22 protein-coding genes and 2 other annotated features are annotated in these 20059 nt (G+C 38.0%); of the genes, 5 read left to right on the top strand and 17 right to left on the bottom strand.

Annotated elements, in window-relative coordinates:
* Positions 1-430: 430 nt before the first annotated feature.
* Positions 431-1759, bottom strand: a complete 1329-nt coding sequence (locus tag ACIQZI_RS11280) for a PhoH family protein (RefSeq protein ID WP_403073128.1) — start codon at positions 1757-1759, stop codon at positions 431-433.
* 329 nt (positions 1760-2088) lie between these two features.
* Between ACIQZI_RS11280 and ACIQZI_RS11275 the strand changes: the two genes are divergently transcribed.
* Together ACIQZI_RS11275 and ACIQZI_RS11270 are read left to right on the top strand one after the other, a co-directional pair.
* Positions 2089-2688, top strand: a complete 600-nt coding sequence (locus ACIQZI_RS11275) for a YhcN/YlaJ family sporulation lipoprotein (RefSeq protein WP_253722490.1) — start codon at positions 2089-2091, stop codon at positions 2686-2688.
* Between the two features lie 339 nt (positions 2689-3027).
* A complete protein-coding gene (locus ACIQZI_RS11270; RefSeq protein WP_403073125.1) occupies positions 3028-3228 on the top strand; it encodes a YlaI family protein in 201 nt (66 codons plus the stop codon).
* A gap of 138 nt (positions 3229-3366) precedes the next feature.
* Here the strand turns inward: ACIQZI_RS11270 and ACIQZI_RS11265 are convergent, their stop codons facing one another.
* From ACIQZI_RS11265 to typA, 3 genes are all read right to left on the bottom strand, one after another.
* Complete coding sequence (locus tag ACIQZI_RS11265) at positions 3367-3534, bottom strand: hypothetical protein (RefSeq protein WP_403073123.1); 168 nt, start codon at positions 3532-3534, stop codon at positions 3367-3369.
* Between the two features lie 83 nt (positions 3535-3617).
* The gene (locus tag ACIQZI_RS11260) at positions 3618-3926 is read right to left on the bottom strand and encodes a YlaH-like family protein (protein WP_062181551.1); all 309 of its coding nucleotides are present in this window, start codon (positions 3924-3926) and stop codon (positions 3618-3620) included.
* A gap of 28 nt (positions 3927-3954) precedes the next feature.
* Entirely contained in the window at positions 3955-5796 is a 1842-nt protein-coding gene (gene typA / locus ACIQZI_RS11255) for a translational GTPase TypA (RefSeq protein WP_403073121.1), read from the bottom strand.
* Positions 5797-5922: 126 nt separating this feature from the next.
* On the opposite strand from typA, the gene ACIQZI_RS11250 reads away from it, so the two are divergent.
* Complete coding sequence (locus ACIQZI_RS11250; RefSeq protein WP_403073119.1) at positions 5923-6105, top strand: YlaF family protein; 183 nt, start codon at positions 5923-5925, stop codon at positions 6103-6105.
* Positions 6106-6330: 225 nt separating this feature from the next.
* Here ACIQZI_RS11250 and ACIQZI_RS11245 read toward each other — a convergent pair whose 3' ends face one another.
* On the bottom strand, positions 6331-7143 hold the full coding sequence (locus tag ACIQZI_RS11245; RefSeq protein WP_403073996.1) for an inositol monophosphatase family protein: 813 nt from the start codon (positions 7141-7143) through the stop codon (positions 6331-6333).
* Between the two features lie 428 nt (positions 7144-7571).
* Positions 7572-7769, bottom strand: a complete 198-nt coding sequence (locus ACIQZI_RS11240) for a hypothetical protein (RefSeq protein WP_062181564.1) — start codon at positions 7767-7769, stop codon at positions 7572-7574.
* Between the two features lie 186 nt (positions 7770-7955).
* Here ACIQZI_RS11240 and ACIQZI_RS11235 point away from each other — a divergent pair, with 186 nt between their 5' ends.
* Positions 7956-8588: a YktB family protein gene (locus ACIQZI_RS11235; protein ID WP_403073116.1), complete on the top strand. Its 633-nt coding sequence runs from the start codon at positions 7956-7958 to the stop codon at positions 8586-8588.
* A 161-nt stretch (positions 8589-8749) separates the two neighbouring features.
* On the opposite strand, the gene trpA is transcribed toward ACIQZI_RS11235, so the two are convergent.
* The 9 genes from trpA to ACIQZI_RS11190 form a co-directional block, all read right to left on the bottom strand.
* Positions 8750-9535: a tryptophan synthase subunit alpha gene (trpA, locus tag ACIQZI_RS11230; protein WP_062181570.1), complete on the bottom strand. Its 786-nt coding sequence runs from the start codon at positions 9533-9535 to the stop codon at positions 8750-8752.
* Positions 9525-10736: a tryptophan synthase subunit beta gene (trpB, locus tag ACIQZI_RS11225; protein WP_403073114.1), complete on the bottom strand. Its 1212-nt coding sequence runs from the start codon at positions 10734-10736 to the stop codon at positions 9525-9527. The genes trpA and trpB overlap by 11 nt, the downstream gene beginning before the upstream one ends.
* A complete protein-coding gene (locus tag ACIQZI_RS11220; protein WP_403073112.1) occupies positions 10733-11350 on the bottom strand; it encodes a phosphoribosylanthranilate isomerase in 618 nt (205 codons plus the stop codon). Before ACIQZI_RS11220 ends, trpB begins: the two co-directional genes overlap by 4 nt.
* Positions 11340-12134 carry an indole-3-glycerol phosphate synthase TrpC gene (gene trpC / locus ACIQZI_RS11215; protein WP_062181579.1) on the bottom strand — a complete coding sequence of 265 codons (795 nt, stop codon included), beginning with the start codon at positions 12132-12134 and terminating at the stop codon, positions 11340-11342. The genes ACIQZI_RS11220 and trpC overlap by 11 nt, the downstream gene beginning before the upstream one ends.
* The gene (gene trpD, locus ACIQZI_RS11210; RefSeq protein ID WP_062181582.1) at positions 12135-13160 is read right to left on the bottom strand and encodes an anthranilate phosphoribosyltransferase; all 1026 of its coding nucleotides are present in this window, start codon (positions 13158-13160) and stop codon (positions 12135-12137) included.
* Complete coding sequence (locus tag ACIQZI_RS11205) at positions 13144-13743, bottom strand: anthranilate synthase component II (RefSeq protein WP_403073109.1); 600 nt, start codon at positions 13741-13743, stop codon at positions 13144-13146. Before ACIQZI_RS11205 ends, trpD begins: the two co-directional genes overlap by 17 nt.
* Positions 13727-15121: an anthranilate synthase component I gene (gene trpE / locus ACIQZI_RS11200; RefSeq protein WP_403073107.1), complete on the bottom strand. Its 1395-nt coding sequence runs from the start codon at positions 15119-15121 to the stop codon at positions 13727-13729. The genes ACIQZI_RS11205 and trpE overlap by 17 nt, the downstream gene beginning before the upstream one ends.
* A gap of 54 nt (positions 15122-15175) precedes the next feature.
* Positions 15176-15502: a binding site (T-box leader), on the bottom strand.
* 37 nt (positions 15503-15539) lie between these two features.
* Positions 15540-15769: a binding site (T-box leader), on the bottom strand.
* A 63-nt stretch (positions 15770-15832) separates the two neighbouring features.
* Entirely contained in the window at positions 15833-16108 is a 276-nt protein-coding gene (locus ACIQZI_RS11195) for a UPF0223 family protein (protein WP_062181596.1), read from the bottom strand.
* 61 nt (positions 16109-16169) lie between these two features.
* The gene (locus tag ACIQZI_RS11190) at positions 16170-17129 is read right to left on the bottom strand and encodes an NAD(P)H-dependent flavin oxidoreductase (RefSeq protein ID WP_403073104.1); all 960 of its coding nucleotides are present in this window, start codon (positions 17127-17129) and stop codon (positions 16170-16172) included.
* Positions 17130-17358: 229 nt separating this feature from the next.
* On the opposite strand from ACIQZI_RS11190, the gene ACIQZI_RS11185 reads away from it, so the two are divergent.
* Positions 17359-18816 (top strand): aminotransferase class I/II-fold pyridoxal phosphate-dependent enzyme, encoded by a 1458-nt coding sequence (locus ACIQZI_RS11185; RefSeq protein ID WP_403073102.1) that lies wholly within the window; start codon positions 17359-17361, stop codon positions 18814-18816.
* A gap of 360 nt (positions 18817-19176) precedes the next feature.
* Here the strand turns inward: ACIQZI_RS11185 and ACIQZI_RS11180 are convergent, their stop codons facing one another.
* Together ACIQZI_RS11180 and ACIQZI_RS11175 are read right to left on the bottom strand one after the other, a co-directional pair.
* Positions 19177-19302, bottom strand: coding sequence for a GapA-binding peptide SR1P (locus ACIQZI_RS11180; RefSeq protein ID WP_403073100.1), 126 nt, complete (start codon positions 19300-19302; stop codon positions 19177-19179).
* Between the two features lie 428 nt (positions 19303-19730).
* Complete coding sequence (locus ACIQZI_RS11175; protein ID WP_062181609.1) at positions 19731-19979, bottom strand: hypothetical protein; 249 nt, start codon at positions 19977-19979, stop codon at positions 19731-19733.
* Positions 19980-20059: the final 80 nt, after the last annotated feature.

The following is a 20059-nucleotide window of genomic DNA, read 5'->3' as shown; positions in this document are numbered from 1 at the left end:
AACGTTTTTTCTTTAGGCTGTTCTCGCATACTTTATTGCTTTTAAATGATATTTACACGAATATCCTGGGGTGATTTCCGTTGCAGACACTCCTTTGTACGGGCGGTCTAAAGGAGCCTCCTCAGTGCTTTGCACTTACGGGGTCTCCCTCAACACGCTTCTCTAAGCAGGAGTCTCGCATATCAACTACAATCAACATCTGCTCGAATTTGTTACTTGTTAAAAACAACAAACTTTACGAAAAGAGCCTCTCTTAAAGAGGTTGTTCAAAAAGTTCGGTTAAAAAGCTTACGAATTGCATTAAGGCTCATAAATGACCTTCTGTTAAAATCGCGCACGTCCTGTGCAAGCCCGGTCCTCAACGTTACTGTATACGCGAATTGATAGAGACAATCGCTCCTCGTACTTATCCTCCTTATTAAATACGCACTTAAAGTAGAGTGGCGGCAAGCTGGGCCAAACCAGATCTTTCTCCTTTTATTAATTTAACATGACCCGCAATCTGTTGTTCTTTAAATTTCTCCACTACATAGGTTAGCCCATTATTATATTCGTCAAGATATGGATGGTCTATCTGTTCGGGGTCCCCCATCAATACGATTTTGCTTCTTTCGCCAACCCTCGTTAAAATCGTTTTCACTTCATGTTTCGTAAGGTTTTGAGCTTCATCTATTATGATAAATTGATCAGGGATACTTCGACCTCGAATATATGTGAGTGCCTCGACCTCAATCGAACTCATACCTGCCAAAATTGCATCCAATTCTCCAGGCTTTTTTGTGTTAAATAAATACTCTAAATTATCAAAAATCGGTTGCATCCATGGTCTTAGCTTTTCTTCCTTTTCCCCTGGCAAATACCCTATATCCTTTCCTACCGGCACGATAGGCCTTGCAACAAGTAGCTTTTTATATCGGCCAAGATCTTCAGTTTGCATTAAGCCTGCCGCAAGAGCCATTAGCGTCTTACCTGTACCTGCTTTTCCAATTAGAGTAACGAGAGGAATATCTGATCTAAGAAGAATCTCCATCGCCATAATCTGTTGAACATTTCTAGCTTTAATGCCCCATATATGATCTTCATCAAAGATCAATTTTCTTGCGGTCTTTCCAGTAAAATCAACGAGAGCAACAGCAGAAGCGGAGGTACCTAGAATATCTTTCATCAATATAAATTGATTAGGATGGAGTGTTTCTTTTGTAATACTTGAAACAAGCAAACTTCCTTTTCCATAAAATTGATTAAGTAGCTCTCGCGAAACTAAAATTTCTTGAAAGCCACTATAAATATGATCCAGCTCAACAACTCGGTCACTTAGAAAATCTTGGGATAATAACCCAATTGCATCAGCCTTCACACGAACAAGGGTATCTTTACTAACTAAGATGACTGACTTGCCATTTTTTTTCGTTTGTTCTTCAAGTGAAAGGTTTTTAGCTACTGCAAGAATTCGATTATCATTTGTCTTTTCGATGAAAATCTCTTGGAGCTCATGAAAAGAACGATGGTTTAGCTCAATTCTTAATTCCCCACCATTATGCAACATAATTCCGTGATGCAATTTTCCTTTTTCACGAAAACCGTCTATAAGCTTTGAGACTTGTCTCGCATTCCTGCCGATTTCATCCATATATCTTTTCTTTGAATCCAATTCTTCCAATACAACTGCAGGAATGATAACTTCATTGTCTTCAAATGAAAAAATAGCGTATGGATCTTGCAGTAAAACATTCGTATCTAACACATAAATTTTGTTCAAAAGGACGCCTCCCGCCTAATCTTTTGTCGGAATATTTGTGTTGTTATTCAAGGTGGTGACTTCATATATGATAAAGTTCCACCGGCGTATCCCTTCACATTTTTTATTTGCTCGATTGATCGAAACTAAGGTGAATGCCCCTTTTTATAGTGGACGAGACGACTGTTGATAAAATATATGTCAATCTGCATAAAGATAGAAGAACAATTACAGACTATAAAGGAAACTTCCATCAGTATATGCATTCCCGCTCTATGTACTTGTGGATAGTTACCTTTGATAATCTAGAAAAACACATGAAAAATATGAACATAAAGGAGGTCCTATAATTGATAAATCGCATTATACCTTATTTCTTTGCCAGTTTTCTTTTACTGAGCGGCTGTTCTTCACATCAACAAGGTCAAGAGAATGTTAATACGAAGAGGCAACAGGCAACAAATGTGAATCATTCAACGATTCAACAAACAGATCAGGTAACAGATTCTGACACTGCCAAAAGACTTATTGATTTAGCTTCAAAGGTTCCTCATGTAAATGATGCAACTGCAGTAGTTTTTGGTGACTATGCCATTGTTGGGATAGATATTGATTCTGATATTGAACGCTCACAGGTTGGGACGATCAAATATTCAGTTGGAGAAACATTAAAGCATGACCCGTTTGGAGCTAAGGCCGTGGTTGTTGCTGATCCGGACTTAAATGCTCGGATTAAAGAAGTGGCTAAAGATATCCAACATGGAAAACCAGTTCGCGGAATCTTAAATGAACTTTCGGACATTACATCAAGAATTATCCCTGAAGTTCCAGGGGATATTCAAAACCCCACTCCCGCAAAAGCGATTGAAGAACAAAAAGATAATTTAAATAATCATGAAAAAAGGAACTTGGATGACAAACAGGAAAAGCAATCGAATGGATATAAATAAAGGAAATCATCTTACGGTGAGTTTTCTTTCGGAATAAGTACCCTCTCTTCATATATACCATAAACAATCTAGATAATTATTTACTGTATGTTAAGAGAGGGTAAAAGTTCTATGAAGAAATATTTTCTCATTAGGAGAGGGATTATTCCTCTTCTTTTTGCTTTACATTTCTTCATTGTCTAAAAAACGTGGTATACTAAATTATCAAAGTTTTTTGTTAAAGCTATGTTATCTAACGCTGTTAATCTCCAGCTCATATTAACCAAAAATCGTTTTATTAACAATTTTTTAACATAGCCTTTAGTACAGATAATTTTTATTTCGAAAGAGGTTCTTACGATGAAAGTAAAATGTGTAATTTGTGATAAAGTTGAACCCATTCCTACGGATTCTCCTGAAGCAAAAAAGCTCCGAAATCGCCCTATACATACATATATGTGCCAAGAATGTCAGCAAAGAATAGAAGAAAAAACAAAGGCTCGTATTGATACAGGTAATTTCAGACTTTATCGAACTGTTAAGAAGGATGATGAATGGTAAAGACTCCCACCGATCATTTGGCTAAAATCTTTCTTTAACATCATAAAAATTGACTAGATTCAATGTCACTTCATAATTTTTAATTTGAACTCCTCGTCAGTTTAAAAATCATGAGTAGTAAAGACCGTTCAATCTTAATCACGTTCTAATAGCCCCTAGCACAATCAAATCATTTTGCACTAAGAACATACCGCCCCAAAAGAAAAGCATTACCATTAAACGATGTGGGTCTCCTATAAGAATATTATAAGTAGCGACAACATGGCGCACGGATGCTAAATGCACATTTAAGCGTGAATCTTCCACAATAGAAAAGAGGCTAATCCAAGTGGATTAGCCTCTTTTCTATTGTGGATGTCAATCATCATTGCAAACACCAAGCAAGCGTTCTAAACCTGCTTTTCTGTTCTTGAATTATGCAAGCGATACTTATAAATTCCAAGGACAACAACTGCAATGGCGAGTGCTTCACCCATCGGAAGAAAAACTGCTAGGAAGGACATAACGGTACAACCAAGAGCCATTATTGCATAAATGACTACATTCTTTAGCAGTGGTAGCTTTTTAGCAAACCCTAGCTGATAGACGATAACACAAAGTGCAAAAATCGTTAAATACAGGTACCACATACCAGATTCGGGATTTTCATCCACTCGGTAAAGTGCTGCAAAAAATGACAGCCGCTCCTGTATATCCATTTCAATCCCTCCTAGAGGTTATTATTTATTATTCAACTTCAGCAAATTTTTTCTTTTTCGCTGATTTTTCACGTTCGTTTTTCTCAAGAATTTTTTTACGAAGTCGGATGGATTCTGGAGTTACTTCACAGTATTCATCGTCATTCAAATATTCAAGAGCTTCTTCAAGCGACATAATTCTTGGCTTTTTCATTGATGACGTTTGGTCTTTGTTTGCAGAACGCATGTTAGTCATTTGTTTTGCTTTAACGATGTTAACAGTCAAATCACTTTCACGGTTATGCTCTCCAACGATCATACCTTCATAAATTTCAGTACCTGGTTCAACAAAGATCACACCTCGATCTTCAACTTGCATCGTACCGTATTGTGTAGTTTTTCCTGTCTCCATCGAAACAAGAACACCTTGACGTCTTCCACCAACTTGCCCAGAGGCCATTGGCTGATAACTGTCGAATGTGTGGTTCATAATTCCATAACCACGAGTCAAAGTTAAGAATTCTGTTGAATAACCAATTAAGCCACGTGCTGGAATGTTGAAAATAAGACGAACTTGACCGCCATTATTAATCATATCCAACAATTCACCTTTACGAGCCCCCATTGATTCCATAATCGAACCAGTATTCTCTTCAGGTACGTCAATTTGAACACGCTCGATAGGCTCACAACGAACTCCATCAATGATACGTACGATAACTTCTGGTTTTGACACTTGAAGTTCATACCCTTCACGACGCATGTTTTCAATTAAAATAGAAAGATGTAGCTCACCGCGTCCAGAAACTGTCCAAACGTCAGGAGAATCTGTATTATCAACTCTTAGGCTCACATCTGTTTGCAATTGAGTTCTTAAACGTTCTTCAATTTTACGTGCTGTAACATATTTCCCTTCACGACCCGCAAATGGACTGTTGTTTACTAAGAACGTCATTTGAAGAGTTGGCTCATCAATTCGCAGAATAGGAAGAGCATCTTGATGTTCAGTTGGACAAACGGTTTCACCGACGTTAATATCTTCCATTCCCGAAACGGCAATCAAGTCACCCGCAACTGCCTCTTGGATTTCAACTTTTTTCAAGCCAATGAAACCAAAGATTTTTGTAACACGGAATTGCTTTACAGAACCATCCAGTTTCATTAAAGCTACTTGTTGACCAACATGCATTTTCCCGCGGAAAACACGTCCGACACCAATACGACCAACATAGTCGTTATAATCAAGTAATGCCACTTGGAATTGAAGTGGTTCATCACTGTTATCAACCGGAGCTGGAATATTCGCAACGATTGCTTCAAATAAAGGAGTCATGTCCTCTTCTTGTTTAGCTGGGTCTGGGTCAATACTTGCAGTTCCAGAAATACCTGAAGCATAAATAACTGGGAAGTCTAATTGATCATCCTCAGCACCTAGCTCAATAAATAAGTCAAGTACTTCATCCACTACTTCTCCTGGACGTGCTGATTCTTTATCAATTTTGTTCACCACAACGATTGGTGTAATTTTTTGCTCTAATGCTTTTTTCAAAACAAAGCGTGTTTGTGGCATACAACCTTCATAAGCATCAACAATTAGCAGAACTCCATCTACCATTTTCATGATTCGTTCTACTTCTCCACCAAAGTCAGCGTGACCAGGTGTATCCAGAATATTAATACGTGTTTCTTTATATTGAACAGCCGTGTTTTTCGCAAGAATGGTAATTCCACGTTCTTTTTCAATAGCGTTGGAATCCATCGCACGTTCTTCTACGTGCTCATTCTCACGAAAAGTACCTGATTGCTTCAGCAATTGATCCACCATTGTCGTTTTTCCGTGGTCAACGTGGGCTATAATGGCTATATTTCGAATATTATTACGTAATTTCAAGCAATTCACTCCTAGAGGAAATTTAGTTTAGGCATATCTATATCATTAACTTACATATTATATCACAAACATAGTATAATCAAAGCAAGAAATTCTGTACATTATAAAATAAAAGAGGTGAAATTCATGAATATTAAGTGGAACTTCCTTGTATTGGCATTATTGGCAGTCATCTGTATCAGCGGAATTGGAATTGCAATTGCCGAAAAAAGCATGACAATCGCCGCTATTTGTGTCCTAGCTTTAATGGGTATTATGGGGTATGGGTTTACCCAAAAGAAAAAACTACGTGAACAAGGAAAGTTGTAGGTATGTCTCTTGCACAGGAGTCACAATTAACATAAAAAAGATTTAGTACCAGAATTGAGACTACCATATTACAATGCAAGATGACAAGTGATACTTTTACTGCTCACGTTCGTCGTAAAATAAGCTCTGGCGCTTGATGTGAATAGTTTTATTTATGCTATCAACAAAAAATCGCCTAATAATTGGCGATTTTTTGTTCCCATTGCGATGTATTTAAAGATTTTTTTAATAATTTACAGCTGGCCAGCTGTTGTGAAAATATGATTCTAAAATCGCTTGATGAAGACCAGGTTTTGAAACAAACAACGAAGAACCATTGATATAATCGAGCGGATTTCCCGACATCGTTGTTATTTCACCGCCTACTTCCTCAATCAGAATGGAACCGGCAGCAAAATCCCATGGTGCAAGTCTCATTGTCATATAGGCATCTAATCTTCCTGATGCAACATATGCCATTTCAATAGCTGCCGAGCCATATGATCTTGTTCCCCTAACATCCTTAACTAGAGGGGTAAGAATCTGATGATCAATCCGTTTGTTTTCCATAAGCCATGTAGCATTTAATGACAGGATCATTTCCGAAATCGGCACTTTTGTCAACTCAGGTAATTTTATATCATTCAGATAAGCACCTTTTCCCTTGAAGGCATGATACAGTTCATTATGTACGACATCATAAATAAGTCCTATTTTCCCGATGCCATCTTCATAAATTCCAATTGAAATAGCAAAATTCCGTTGTTGATGAATAAAATTCATCGTCCCATCAATTGGGTCAATAATCCAAACAACGCCCTTCAAGTCTGTGATCCGCTTGCCCATTCCTTCTTCCCCAAAAATTCGATGAGTGGGGAACGTTTCAGTAATATTATCAAGAAAAAATTGCTCTATTTCTTTATCCATGTTGGTAACTAAGTCATTGGCGTTCGCCTTTGTTTCAATATTGAGATTCTCTTCAAATGATGATTTAAGTCTTTTTCCCGCGGTCATGATCCAATCCTTTGCACATGCACCAATTTCTGTATAATTCTCCATCATTTTATCCTCCAGACATAGATGTTAAAAATCTACAAACGGTAATTCGTACTTTAAGAATAATGGAAATATTGTCCTGCATCAAGTTTTATCATGTTGTATGCATTTAATTGAACCGTGTTCTTACTTCACATTAAGGATCCCCTTAATCAAAATTATATACAAAACAAATAAACCTAAAAAGCCTTTAATTCGGAAGGAAAGACGTATGTAGTAAATGTGGCAAAACTAATTAAACGGCGTCATGTGAAGAGCTATACTAATTTGAATGCATCCGCGAAATCTCTTTAGTCTCCTCCAAAATTAGAAATGCTTGCGGACACCTTTACCAAATTAAAAGCGTCCGCTTAGCCATATTTTGCTTTTCTGCAACAACTTTGTTGAATCCAATAACCCATCGTTTCTTTCATAATCACAATTGCTATATTTTACAAAGCCTTTAGTCTTAATAGCTCATTTCGAATGCGTTCTAATTTATGTTTACACTGCTTTTTCTTTTGATCATTGTCTTCCTCAATAGCTTCAAAAAGAGTAGCCAATTCATAATCCATTTCCATACGTAGCACTGCTTTTCGGTGTTTTTCAACTTCTTTAGCTTTCATCGCTTGATTCATGACTTGTTTCATAAATAATTAGCTCCTTTCAGTAATTGACTAAATTTTCTGTTTTTTTATTACATACTATGATGCCTCTATGGAAATCGCAACTAAATTGTGCTCTAACCTATAGCCAAGTTTTTTTGTAATCCCATTATTTATATTATGTTTTTACCTATGCTACAATATCACTTAAAGGAACGAAGGAGGGGAAAAATGAACGTAACCAGTTTTTCAGCTGCAGATTTTAACGTATTTAAAATTGAAGGTCTCAATTATCGAATGGAAGCACTAAAAGATCAGATTCGCCCTAAACTAGATGCACTTGGTGACCACTTCGCAAGTGAACTTTCCACAATGACTGGTCAAGAACTATTCCCTCATGTGGCTAAACATGCAAGACGAACCATCAATCCACCTAATGATACTTGGGTCGCTTTCGCCGGTAGCAAAAGAGGATATAAAATGATGCCTCATTTCCAAATTGGTTTATGGGGAAGTCATATGTTTGTTTGGTTTGCGGTGATTTATGAGGCTCCCATAAAGGTCCAGTTCGGTCAAACACTTGAAAAGTCTGTAAAAAGTATCAAAGAAAGTATTCCTGACAACTTTGTGTGGTCGCTCGATCATACGAAACCAGAAGTCATTCCCCATAAAACCTTATCTTTAGTGGAATTAACCGCCATGTTCAAAAGGTTGCAGGATGTAAAAAAAGCGGAGATTCTTTGTGGGATTAAAATCCCTCGCGAGGATGCTATTAACCTCTCAGATGGTGATTTTATACGTACCATTCATAATGCTTTTGTCCATTTAATACCCTTGTACACACTAACCGAAACATCTCTTTAGAAATCTGATTTGCATATAAGAGTTAACCTTTTGTACGTAGAACTTAGTAAAGGGTCAGACCCCGCAACGACTAAATACAGTTTAAGATAAGTGTATGAAACACTATATACTGATTTAGAGTGCGAGGTCAGACCCTTATGAGATACTATCCTAGCTTTTATTCAATAGATTACTTTTTTACTTGCTAAAATTAATTCATCAATTTCGCGATAATTTTCTGATTGTAGACTTTGAATGATTTTACTGCCCACAATCACACCATCACTATATAACGAAGCTCTTTCCACATGCTCAGGAGTTGAAATTCCAAAGCCTGCGAGAACTGGTATTGAACTTGCCTCACGAATACGGTTTAAATAATGACCAACTTCTTCTTCAAAGCTTTCACGAACACCTGTTATTCCTGTTACAGTGACTGCATAAATAAAGCCTTCTGCGTTTTCAACAATTTTTTCGATTCTTTCCTGGGAGCTTGTTAAAGCAACCAATCTGATCAGCGAGATATTCGCATTTTTCAAATCTTGTGCAAGAATCTCTTCCTCTTCTATCGGTAGATCTGGGACAATACACCCTGACACACCAGCTTTGACACAATCATTACTGAAATTACCGATTCCATATGCAAGCAGAGAATTTAAGTAAGCCATAAAGATAATAGGAATGTCCACTTCATCTTTGATTTCGATAAGCTTAGAAATGATTTTTTTTAAGGTCACTCCTTCTGCCAACGCCCGCTTCCCTGCAAGTTGGATAGTTGGACCGTCCGCAACTGGATCAGAAAAGGGAACACCTAATTCGACCGCCGTTGCTCCGGCATTTTGCAAGCGAAGCAGGTCCTCCTTAAGCTTATCTAATCCACCATCTCCAGCCATAATATAAGGAATGAAGGCTTTTTCTTGCCTGACATGTAGTTCAGCTAATGTATCTTGTAATGATTTATTCCCCATCTTCGCGTCCTCCTAGTAATGAACGAACTTGTTCAACATCCTTATCCCCTCTACCTGATAAGCAAATTACAAGCCCTTCATCTTCCTTCATTTCTTTTGCAATCTTCATCGCATAAGCTATGGCATGTGAGCTTTCTAAAGCTGGAATAATCCCTTCCTCCCTAGATAAAAGAACAAATGCATCCAGCGCTTCATCATCGGTGACTGACGTATACGTCACTCGATTTTCGTCTTTTAAAAAACAATGTTCTGGACCTACACCAGGATAATCTAGACCTGCCGATATGGAATGGGCTTCTTGGATTTGACCGTCTGCGTCTTGAAGCAGATACATCAATGAGCCGTGAAGAACCCCTTTCGTCCCCTTTGTCAGACTAGCTGCATGTTTTTCTGTATCAAGCCCGCTTCCCGCAGCCTCAACACCGATTAATTTCACAGAAAGATCTGTAAGAAACGGGTAAAACATGCCCATTGAGTTACTTCCTCCTCCAATACAAGCAACAATCGTATCAGGCAACTTCCCTTCTTTTTCCTTATATTGTCGTTTTGTTTCATAGCCGATTACGCTTTGAAAATCACGAACAATTTGCGGAAACGGATGCGGTCCTAATACAGACCCCATAATATAATGCGTATCTGTAACATTAGATACCCAGTATCTGAGGGCTTCATTGACAGCATCCTTCAAAGTACCACTTCCTTGATCAACAGACACAACCTTCGCTCCAAGAAGCTCCATTCGGAACACATTCAATTTTTGTCTCTGCACGTCTTCGCTTCCCATAAAGACGACGCATTCTAGATTCAGCAAGGCGCAAACTGTTGCAGTGGCTACCCCATGCTGACCCGCCCCTGTTTCTGCAACAATTTTTCGTTTCCCCATTTTAATCGCAAGCAACGCCTGACCAATCGTATTATTAATTTTATGGGCACCTGTATGATTTAAATCTTCACGCTTTAGATAGATCTTTGCTCCGCCAGCAAGCTTCGTTAAATTTTCTGCAAAATATAATGGATTTTCTCTCCCAATATATTCTTTTAAGTAATACTGAAGACTTTCCTGAAACTCGGGATCCTGTTTTGCTTCCTCATATACGTTTTCGAGTTCTAATACTGCTGTCATTAATGTTTCTGGAACAAATCGACCGCCATATTCACCGAAATGTCCAGTTTTGTCCGGTCCACTATACGTGCTTATCATGCTAATTCCTCCTCTTTTAGATGCGCTTTACTAATAAATTTATTGATTTTTGTAAGATCTTTTACACCGCCTGTTTCGACACCACTTGATACATCAACAGCATAAGGTTGAATGACTCGAACAGCTGTTTCTACATTATCAGGAGATAATCCTCCCGCAAGGAAAATATGATTGCTATAAGGTAATTTCCCCTTCATTTCCTCCCAATTCAGAGTCTTGTTTATAGGAGCTGTTTGATTTTTCGGTAAATCAAGTAGAATATACTCTGTTTTCCATTCAGGGACCTTTAATAAATCTTCTATAGAATGTATTGTAATAGCTTTAATGACGGGTAATGAAAGCTTACTTGCAAATTCCTGACTTTCTGTACCGTGAAGTTGAATAATATCTAGCCCTGCATATTCAGCAATTCTTGATATTTCCTCAACCGATTCATTAACAAAAACCCCTACCTTTTTTACATTCCCCTTTAAATTTCTAATAATTTCTCGTGCTTTTATTGGCGTCACTTTCCGTTTACTTTCGGCAAAAATGAATCCTAGATAATCGGCTCCTGAATCAATAGCTGTTTGCGCTGCTTCTAAAGTTGATAAACCACAGATTTTAACGTACATAATTCTCACCTTTAAGCAAGACGTCAAAGTCTTTAAAGCTATGATTTAGATTTTCCGCTTGCATCAATGTTTCCCCAACTAATATTCCTTTCGCTCCGGCATCTCTAACTCGCTCAACATCGAGACGTGTTTTCACTCCGCTTTCCGAGATAAATAGTTTGTTCAACTCTGCTAATTGAGAACCGAGTCGCTCCGTTACTTCAAGATTCACTTCAAAAGTTTTTAAATTCCGATTATTAATGCCAATTAATTCTGGATCAATCGGAAGCACAGCTTGAAGCTCCTCATCATTATGCACCTCAACTAACACTTCCAAGTCTTCTGATTTAGCATATTGGTATAGTTCTGCCAAGCGTTGTACTGGCATAGCAGCTGCGATAAGGAGGATGATGTGTGCCCCCGCTCGTTTAGCTTGGTCAATCTGTATTTCATCAATAATAAAATCTTTACAAAGAACAGGGATTTTCACAGCCTCACTCACCTTCTTAAGATCCTCAAATGATCCTTTGAAGAATTCCTTGTCTGTTAAGACAGATATCGCAGCGGCGCCATTTTTTTCATAAGCAATCGCTTGTTTAACAGGATCCACATCTCGATCAATATCTCCACGGGATGGTGAAGCTCGTTTTATCTCTGCGATGATTGAAACTTTTTGTGATTCTTTCAAGCTCTGTAAAAGCGACCTCTTCGTATATACAACTTCCGAATTCGAAACTTTCAATTTTTTCAATTGAATAATCTCCTCATGTTTAGTAGCAAGAATTGTCGTCAATATATTTGTCATTTACATTACCCCCGCTTTTTTATAGGTGTCAAAATGTATAAGTGCTTCAAGCTTCTTAAATGCCCGCCCACTATCAAGGCTTTCTTTTGCCATGGCAATTCCTTCACGAACATTGTCTGTTTTCCCGTTTGCATATATTCCTAGACCAGCATTTAAAAGTACCGTATCTCGATACGCCCCCTTTTCTCCATGTAATATTCGAAGCATAATATCAGCATTTTCTTTTGCCTCTCCACCACGGATCATTTCATTTGTATAATAAGGTAAACCAACATCCTCAGGGCTTAATGTGAAGTGCGTTTTCTTGCCGTTTTCTAATAAAATCATCGAATTACTTCCTTGTAGACTAGCTTCATCCATATACCCTGCTCCATTGATTACCAAGGCTCTTCTTCTCCCTAACTTATCTAATACTGACGCAAATAGGTCGAGCATTTCGCGCCGATTAATCCCAACCAATTGAGAGTCCAGCTGAATTGGGTTAGTTAGTGGACCTGTAAAATTAAACACAGTGGATATTTTCAGTTCCTTTCTTATTTTCATAATTCTCGCAAGTTTGGGATGAACAGTAGAAGCAAATAGAAAAGCAATGCCGATTTCGTTCAATCTTTCTTCAATTCCTTGCGTATTTAATTGAAGGTCCACACCTAACTCTTCAAGAACATCAGCACTTCCCGTTTTGCTTGATACACTGCGGTTTCCATGTTTGGCGACTTTGATACCTGCACCCGCTAATACGAATGCCGATGCTGTACTAATGTTGAAACTTTGTGAACCATCGCCACCTGTTCCGCAATTATCCATCACATGATCAAATTGCACTTTCAAAGGAATCGCTTTTTGTCTTAAAACAGTGGTTAGACTTGCAATTTCTTCAGCTGTTTCACCTTTTGATTTAAGAGCGATTAGAAACGCAGCCATTTCGCTATCTGTAATTTCATCAGAAAAGAGTAATTGTGCAGCATCTAACATTTCTTCTTGCGATAATGATTCATGTTGCGATAGTTTTTCAAGATATTTTTTCATATTGAGCACCATCTTTCACATTTTTGATAAATTGCAAGAGGATTGATTTCCCCGTAACTGTTCCAATCGACTCTGGATGAAATTGCAATCCATATAAAGGATATTGTTTATGTTGAATCGCCATGATTTCTCCGTCATCAGCAGCTCTTGCAAGAATTTCAAACTCGTTCGGAAGGCTATGATCTTTCACAACCAATGAATGATAACGCATGACTTCTAAATAGCTTTCTTGGGTTTCGAATAAGCCTTTCCCATTATGCAGAACTACTGACGTTTTCCCGTGCATGATTTGTGTAGCCCGATCCACCGTCCCTTTAAATGCACATGCAATCGCTTGATGCCCAAGACAAATACCTAAGATCGGAACTCTCTTGTAAAAATGGGAGATGACTGGAATACATATTCCTGCCTCTTCAGGGCGACCAGGTCCTGGTGACAGGATGATTGCGGCAGGGTTCAATGCCTCAATTTCTTCAATTGTGATTTGATCATTTCTTTTCACTATAATTTCGGGGTAAAATTCACCGAGATATTGATATAAGTTATAAGTAAATGAATCATAATTATCAATGAGTAATATCATCTCTTTGCACCTCCAATAAAGCTTTCGCCTTATTCTTCGTCTCCTCATATTCCGTGGCAGCTACAGAGTCATAGACGATCCCTGCCCCAGCTTGAACATAGGCAATATCATCTTTAATGACCATCGTTCGAATCGCCAGTGCCATATCTAAGCTACCACCAAAACCAAGATAGCCGACTGATCCTGCGTAAACCCCTCTTTTTACATTTTCTAATTCGTTGATTAACTGCATAGCTCTAATTTTCGGTGCCCCAGAAACCGTTCCTGCTGGCATACAAGCGATTAAAGCATCAAGACTTGTAAGGTCCGAACGTAATAGCCCTTTTATTTTTGAAGCAATGTGCATGACATGCTTATATCGTTCTATTTTCATTTGAGCGGTTAATGTAATCGAACCGATTTCACACACTCTACCAAGATCATTACGACCAAGGTCGACAAGCATCTTATGCTCTGCAAGTTCCTTCTCATCCTCAAGCAGGCTTTGTTCATACTGTTGATCTTCTTCTGGAGTATTCCCCCGCGGTCTAGTACCAGCTATTGGATTTACTGTGACTTGTCGATCCTTCACACTGATTAAACTTTCCGGTGAAGAACCAAGAACGGTATATCCGTCAAAGTCGATATAAAACATATAGGGTGATGGATTGGACAATCTAAGTCTGCGATATGCCTGAAATGGATCAGCGTGAAATGGTGACTGAAATCTCTGAGATAAGACGACTTGAAATACTTCCCCTTCAATTATTGCTTCCTTAGCCTGATGAACAAGGTTTTCGAACGTTTTCTGACTCATATTTGATTGAAAATCTAAATGTACTCGTTCACTCTCAGGTTCGTTATCGCTTACCGATTCAATCAGCTTTTTCATGTCAGACAACCTTGTTTCAAACTCAGAGCTACATGTAACCAAATGAATCTTTTCTGTTAGATGATCAAAAACGATAACATCCTCAAAAAGTAGAAAATGGGCATCTGGCATATTTAAGGAGTCTTCTGGCACATAACCTATCTCCTCATACTGCCGGATCATATCGTAGCCCAAGTAGCCAACTGCTCCACCAAAGAATGGGATGTCAAAATCGTTCGTTTCAAATTCAACGTCCAGCTCTTTTTTTAATTCATCCATTAGCAAACCAATTTCTAACTTATTTTTTTGATTAGGGCTAATTCTTTCGGTTACCTTATCTTGTGAAACTAATTCCAAGTATGGGTGGAAGCCAATATAAGAGTACCTCCCTTTGTCATGATGGGAAGGTGAACTTTCTAATAGAAATTTCTTCCTACCAGGAAGTTTCTGAAAAATTGATATCGGTGTATGGATGTCACCTTCAACAATCATTTTATTAAATTGTAATTTTCTTCTTTCACTTGTCATGTTAGCCCTCCTTAAAAATAAAAAAGTCCCCTGCATACACAAAAAAATGTGTATGCAGAGGACGATTCATTTACCGCGGTGCCACCTCAGCTTGAGGATGTCTTAAAAAGGGTTTCTGATCCCGTGCCCTATATCCAGTAATTACATCACTGTATATAGGGCACGAGGTCTAACACTTTTATGGAGACATCCTCCGCTTTTCAAGTACAGGATTTATATCCTAATACTAATCCTGATAACGGTGGAAGCCGTGTTCCTCTACTAATCGTTCAAGGAACCTCTCACAAGTCCATTCCCCTTTTCATATCGTACCGGTTTCCACCTGCTCCGGCTCTCTGTTACGCATCTAAAAAGGCTACTCCTCTTGATCATCGAATTGTTCATTATAATTTTAAAAAACACAAAAAGGGCCCCCATCCAAAAGGACGAGGAACCCGTGGTACCACCTTTATTAGCTCGAAAGCTCACTTTACAGCATCAATTAAGATACCTATCTCAAATAACGATGAGACGTTCCGCCAAAGCCTACTTTGCATTTCGGTTTGGAGCTCAGAAGCCCATTCACTTAAAGTTGTTCACCGATTTACACCAACCACCGGCTCTCTTTAGAACAAACATTAAGGTACTTTTCTTCTTCAACGCTTTATATTCGTTTTATTATTTATTATCTTAAATTGAACGACGAACTTTGTCAATGACTTTTCTGAAAATTTATTTTTTTACTGTAATCCAGCCACCGTCATCTGTTTCTTTTGCACTTTTTATAACTAAGTAAGCAGAATACCCGCTACTTTCCTGGAATTCATCCGTATAGTTCTTCTCATCAGCCTTTCCAGGAACAATTTCTTTAAAGCGTCTGTACGTTTTCATAAGATCTTCTTTACTGACGCGACTTTCATAAGCTTTCTCAACACTTTCAAAAAATTTTATCACATCGACAATTTCTTCTGTACTCCAAGTAAAATCCATTGGGTATTGATATTCCATTTAAAATCACCTTTCACTTAAACATTTTAGCTATAAATTTTACTTAAAACGATATTGTTACTTATTTTGTCCATTTCCCACTTATTTCTTCCGCTTCTCTAATCATTCTTTCGAATAAATCAGCGGTAGTAGGAATATCACGAATCAACCCAAGAGCTTGTCCAGCCCATCCGAATCCTTCATCTTGTACACCATCATAAATATAACGCTTATTAGCCGTGCCGCTTATGTACCCTTTTATTGATTCATACCCCGTATTTTCCTGTTCAATTTTCAGAATTTTTTCTGTCCAGTTATTAGATATAGCTCGGGCAGGCGCTCCGATTGATCGCTTAATTACGACTGTATCATATTCATTTCCCAGAACCAATGATTTTTTATAGGCATCACTCGCATGTACGCATTCTTTTGTAGCAATGAATCTCGTACCCATCTCAATTCCTTCTGCACCAAGTGCGAGTGCAGCCATTAAACCTCTACCATCCGCAATGCCTCCTGATGCAATGACTGGTATCGAAACAGCATCTACGACTTGAGGAATTAGCACCATTGTACCTATGTCATCCCGTCCAAGATGTCCGCCACCTTCCTGACCGACAACCATAACCGCGTCCGCCCCAATCTCTTCTGCCTTTTCCGCCTGTCTTCTAGCTGCAACAAGCACTAGTTTTTTTACATTTTCCCCCTTCAAAAGTTCAAAAAACGGGGTAGGATTTCCCCCAGTTACCGATACAACTTCAATTTCTTCTTTTAGAGCTACTTCGAGCATATGTTCATACGGTCTTCCATGCTGCCCAATCGCGAAATTCACGCCAAATGGTTTGTCTGTCATCGCTTTGGTTTTACGTATTTCATCACGTAGCTGATCTGGCGTACTTAAAGACATCGCAGTGACCTGGCCAAGACCCCCTGCATTCGATACAGCCGCCGCAAGTTCAGCATAAGCTAAGTAGGCAAGCCCCCCCTGGACAATTGGATATTTAATCCCTAATAGATCAGTGACTCTTGTTTTCCATTTCATCTATGTTCCCCCTTTCAAATACAACTACTCTCTTACTCAAGTTTAATAAATTATTAATTATTAGACCAGCGTTTACTAATACTATTATCTATATTGCTCTTTCCCTTAATCGTTTGTGTTTTCTCATTGAGTATTCATTGCATAATTATTCTTTTCAAATAATATTACGCATGATATAATTCATATGTTTTCTTAGATTATACTTATAAAGAAGTGGGGTAATAAACAATTGTCACAGAACGAAACTCCCTTATTCACAGCTTTAGTGAACCATGCCAAGAAAAATCCCATTCAATTTCACATACCTGGTCATAAAAAAGGACAGGGAATGGATCCTGAATTCCGTGAATTCATTGGTGATAATGCATTATCGATTGATTTAATCAATATCGCTCCTTTAGATGACCTTCATAGTCCAAAGGGGATAATTAAGCAAGCTCAAGAACTAGCCGCTGAAGCGTTCGGTGCTGATCACACGTTTTTTTCTGTACAAGGAACAAGCGGAGCCATCATGACTATGGTTATGACGGTTTGTGGCCCGGGTGATAAAATACTCGTACCTAGAAATGTGCATAAGTCAATTATGTCGGCGATTGTTTTTTCTGGTGCGATCCCAATCTTCATAACTCCTGAAATAGATAAAAACCTTGGTATTTCCCATGGAATTACAATAGATTCAGTCGAAAAGGCATTGAGAGAAAATTCAGATGCAAAAGGTCTTCTCGTGATTAACCCGACGTATTTCGGAGTATCTGCTGATTTAAAGAAAATTGTAGAATTGGCACATTCTTATCAAATACCAGTACTTGTTGATGAGGCTCATGGGGTTCATATTCATTTCCATGATGAACTACCTTTATCGGCTATGCAAGCAGGCGCTGATATGGCTGCAACAAGCGTCCATAAGCTGGGTGGCTCGATGACACAAAGCTCAATATTAAACGTAAAAGAAGGCCTTGTTTCAGCTAATCGTGTTCAATCAATCATAAGTATGTTAACAACAACATCAACCTCTTATATTCTTCTTGCTTCGCTTGATACTGCAAGAAAGCGTCTAGCAACAGAAGGGTATGAATTGATTGACCGCTCTATTAAGCTAGCTGATCAGTTGCGGGCTGACATAAATGAGATTCCATTCCTTCATTGTGTTGGGAAAGAAATTATCGGTTCGCCAGCTACCTTTGATTACGACCCAACCAAACTGATTATTTCAGTTAAAGATCTCGGTATTTCTGGCTATGAGGTCGAGAAATGGTTACGTGAAAAGTACAATATTGAAGTCGAACTTTCTGATTTGTACAACATTCTATGTATTATCACGAATGGTGACACCAAACATGAAGCGGGTATTCTATTGCAAGCACTACAAGAATTGTCAAAAGAATTTAAGCATCTTGCGACAAGTGAGAATAATCATGTAGAAGTCCTGCTCCCGACAATTCCTGTTCTCGCTCTATCGCCCAGAGAAGCTTTTTACTCTGAAACAGAAGTCGTCGCAATTGATGAATCTGTCGGCCGAGTCATTTCTGAGTTTATCATGGTATACCCACCAGGAATCCCAATCTTCATTCCAGGCGAAGTAATTACTGAGGAAAACATTGATTACATTAAAGCGAATATGGAAGTTGGACTGCCCGTTCAAGGCCCCGAAGATCCTAACCTTCAATACTTGAGAGTGATAAAGTGAAACTTCCATCAGTGGGTGCATTCTCCAGCTGATGGTTAGTTGAACCAATCGGGGATTTACAGGCTGTTTACACTCACTTGATTCCTCACAGTAAATGAATATTACAGCCTGTTAAACCGGGATAAAGTGAGACTTCCATACGTAGGTGCCTTTCTCCGCTGATGGTTATCTCGTTCTAGTGTCACTAAATCGCAAGCTTACCGTAGATAAAGCGATCTTACAATCTAAGTCCAATGAACACAGACAAAGAATTCTTCACCTGTGTGACCAACATGCCCTTAGTGTATTCGAATAATCAATTATTAGAAAAATGAGACTAACCATTTCTGGTTAGTCTCTTATTTTTTATCAGGATCCATATTAAATTTCTACTTCTTCTTCTTCTTTACGGTCGCAATGGTTGCAAAGCGCATAAAGTACACTCACTTTTTCATCTTCGAAATGATCAATCGTTCCATTACATGTTTGACAAACTATTGTACCCATTTCTAAAACTCCCTTCAGATTAAAATGAAAACGCTTTTACAACTTGTTAATACCATAATAATATAACACAATTGATAATTCAAGCATTAATTGTATGTCACATTAATTTTTTATTGTAAACGTGACATACAAAATAGAAAGAGAAAATTACGAACTATTACTTTTAATTATTTATGCATCAGACAATTGATTTACGACAATTATTTATTACACGAAGTATCAGACTACTAAACGAGAGTATTCAACTAAATTATTTAGTCTCCTTGTTATTTATTAAAGAATCAACTAAAAAACTCGATGACATCAACGTTTCTTTAAGGTCAAGGAGTTTTAATTTCGTTTGGATTGATTATTTAGTATCCATTTTTCCGAAGTTATTTTTTGTAAAAATAAGGATAATTATTGTATCGTGTCCCTCTATAGTATCTCTACGTAATCGGTAAAATCGTTTGGAGTAGAACTTGAATAATTGCATAACAGAGTAAACTGACACTGGTAACGATCAATGTTCGTTTATTCGATTTTAGTATGGCCTTACCAATATATATAGCTAAGTATGAAAAAATGAAGAACATAATCACTTTAAACACAAGTTTATCATGAGTTGAAAGCCATTCGACAACAGCATACCCGCTCCATACAATTAATTGGAAAAGAAATACAACATAATTTTTCAAACAATCCAACTCCTGTCAAATGAAATGGTCCGCATTCTATATACCAGAAAACAAAATACCGTTTTATAGAGTCACAAACT

Origin of the sequence: Peribacillus sp. NPDC096379, from assembly GCF_044762875.1 — a bacterium.
Lineage (GTDB): Bacteria > Bacillota > Bacilli > Bacillales > DSM-1321 > Peribacillus.
Note: the sequence above shows the minus strand (reverse complement) of the source record. Positions and strands in the feature narration are given on the sequence as shown.

Bases quoted from the DNA above. Each gene is read 5' to 3' on its own strand.
- ACIQZI_RS11270 (WP_403073125.1), top strand. From the start codon at position 3,028: ATGAAAGTAAAATGTGTAATTTGTGATAAAGTTGAACCCATTCCTACG.
- ACIQZI_RS11260 (WP_062181551.1), bottom strand. From the start codon at position 3,926: ATGGATATACAGGAGCGGCTGTCATTTTTTGCAGCACTTTACCGAGTG.
- ACIQZI_RS11250 (WP_403073119.1), top strand. From the start codon at position 5,923: ATGAATATTAAGTGGAACTTCCTTGTATTGGCATTATTGGCAGTCATC.
- ACIQZI_RS11245 (WP_403073996.1), bottom strand. From the start codon at position 7,143: ATGGAGAATTATACAGAAATTGGTGCATGTGCAAAGGATTGGATCATG.
- ACIQZI_RS11240 (WP_062181564.1), bottom strand. From the start codon at position 7,769: ATGAAACAAGTCATGAATCAAGCGATGAAAGCTAAAGAAGTTGAAAAA.
- ACIQZI_RS11235 (WP_403073116.1), top strand. From the start codon at position 7,956: ATGAACGTAACCAGTTTTTCAGCTGCAGATTTTAACGTATTTAAAATT.
- trpA (WP_062181570.1), bottom strand. From the start codon at position 9,535: ATGGGGAATAAATCATTACAAGATACATTAGCTGAACTACATGTCAGG.
- trpB (WP_403073114.1), bottom strand. From the start codon at position 10,736: ATGATAAGCACGTATAGTGGACCGGACAAAACTGGACATTTCGGTGAA.
- ACIQZI_RS11220 (WP_403073112.1), bottom strand. From the start codon at position 11,350: ATGTACGTTAAAATCTGTGGTTTATCAACTTTAGAAGCAGCGCAAACA.
- trpC (WP_062181579.1), bottom strand. From the start codon at position 12,134: ATGACAAATATATTGACGACAATTCTTGCTACTAAACATGAGGAGATT.
- trpD (WP_062181582.1), bottom strand. From the start codon at position 13,160: ATGAAAAAATATCTTGAAAAACTATCGCAACATGAATCATTATCGCAA.
- ACIQZI_RS11205 (WP_403073109.1), bottom strand. From the start codon at position 13,743: ATGATATTACTCATTGATAATTATGATTCATTTACTTATAACTTATAT.
- trpE (WP_403073107.1), bottom strand. From the start codon at position 15,121: ATGACAAGTGAAAGAAGAAAATTACAATTTAATAAAATGATTGTTGAA.
- ACIQZI_RS11195 (WP_062181596.1), bottom strand. From the start codon at position 16,108: ATGGAATATCAATACCCAATGGATTTTACTTGGAGTACAGAAGAAATT.
- ACIQZI_RS11190 (WP_403073104.1), bottom strand. From the start codon at position 17,129: ATGAAATGGAAAACAAGAGTCACTGATCTATTAGGGATTAAATATCCA.
- ACIQZI_RS11180 (WP_403073100.1), bottom strand. From the start codon at position 19,302: ATGGGTACAATAGTTTGTCAAACATGTAATGGAACGATTGATCATTTC.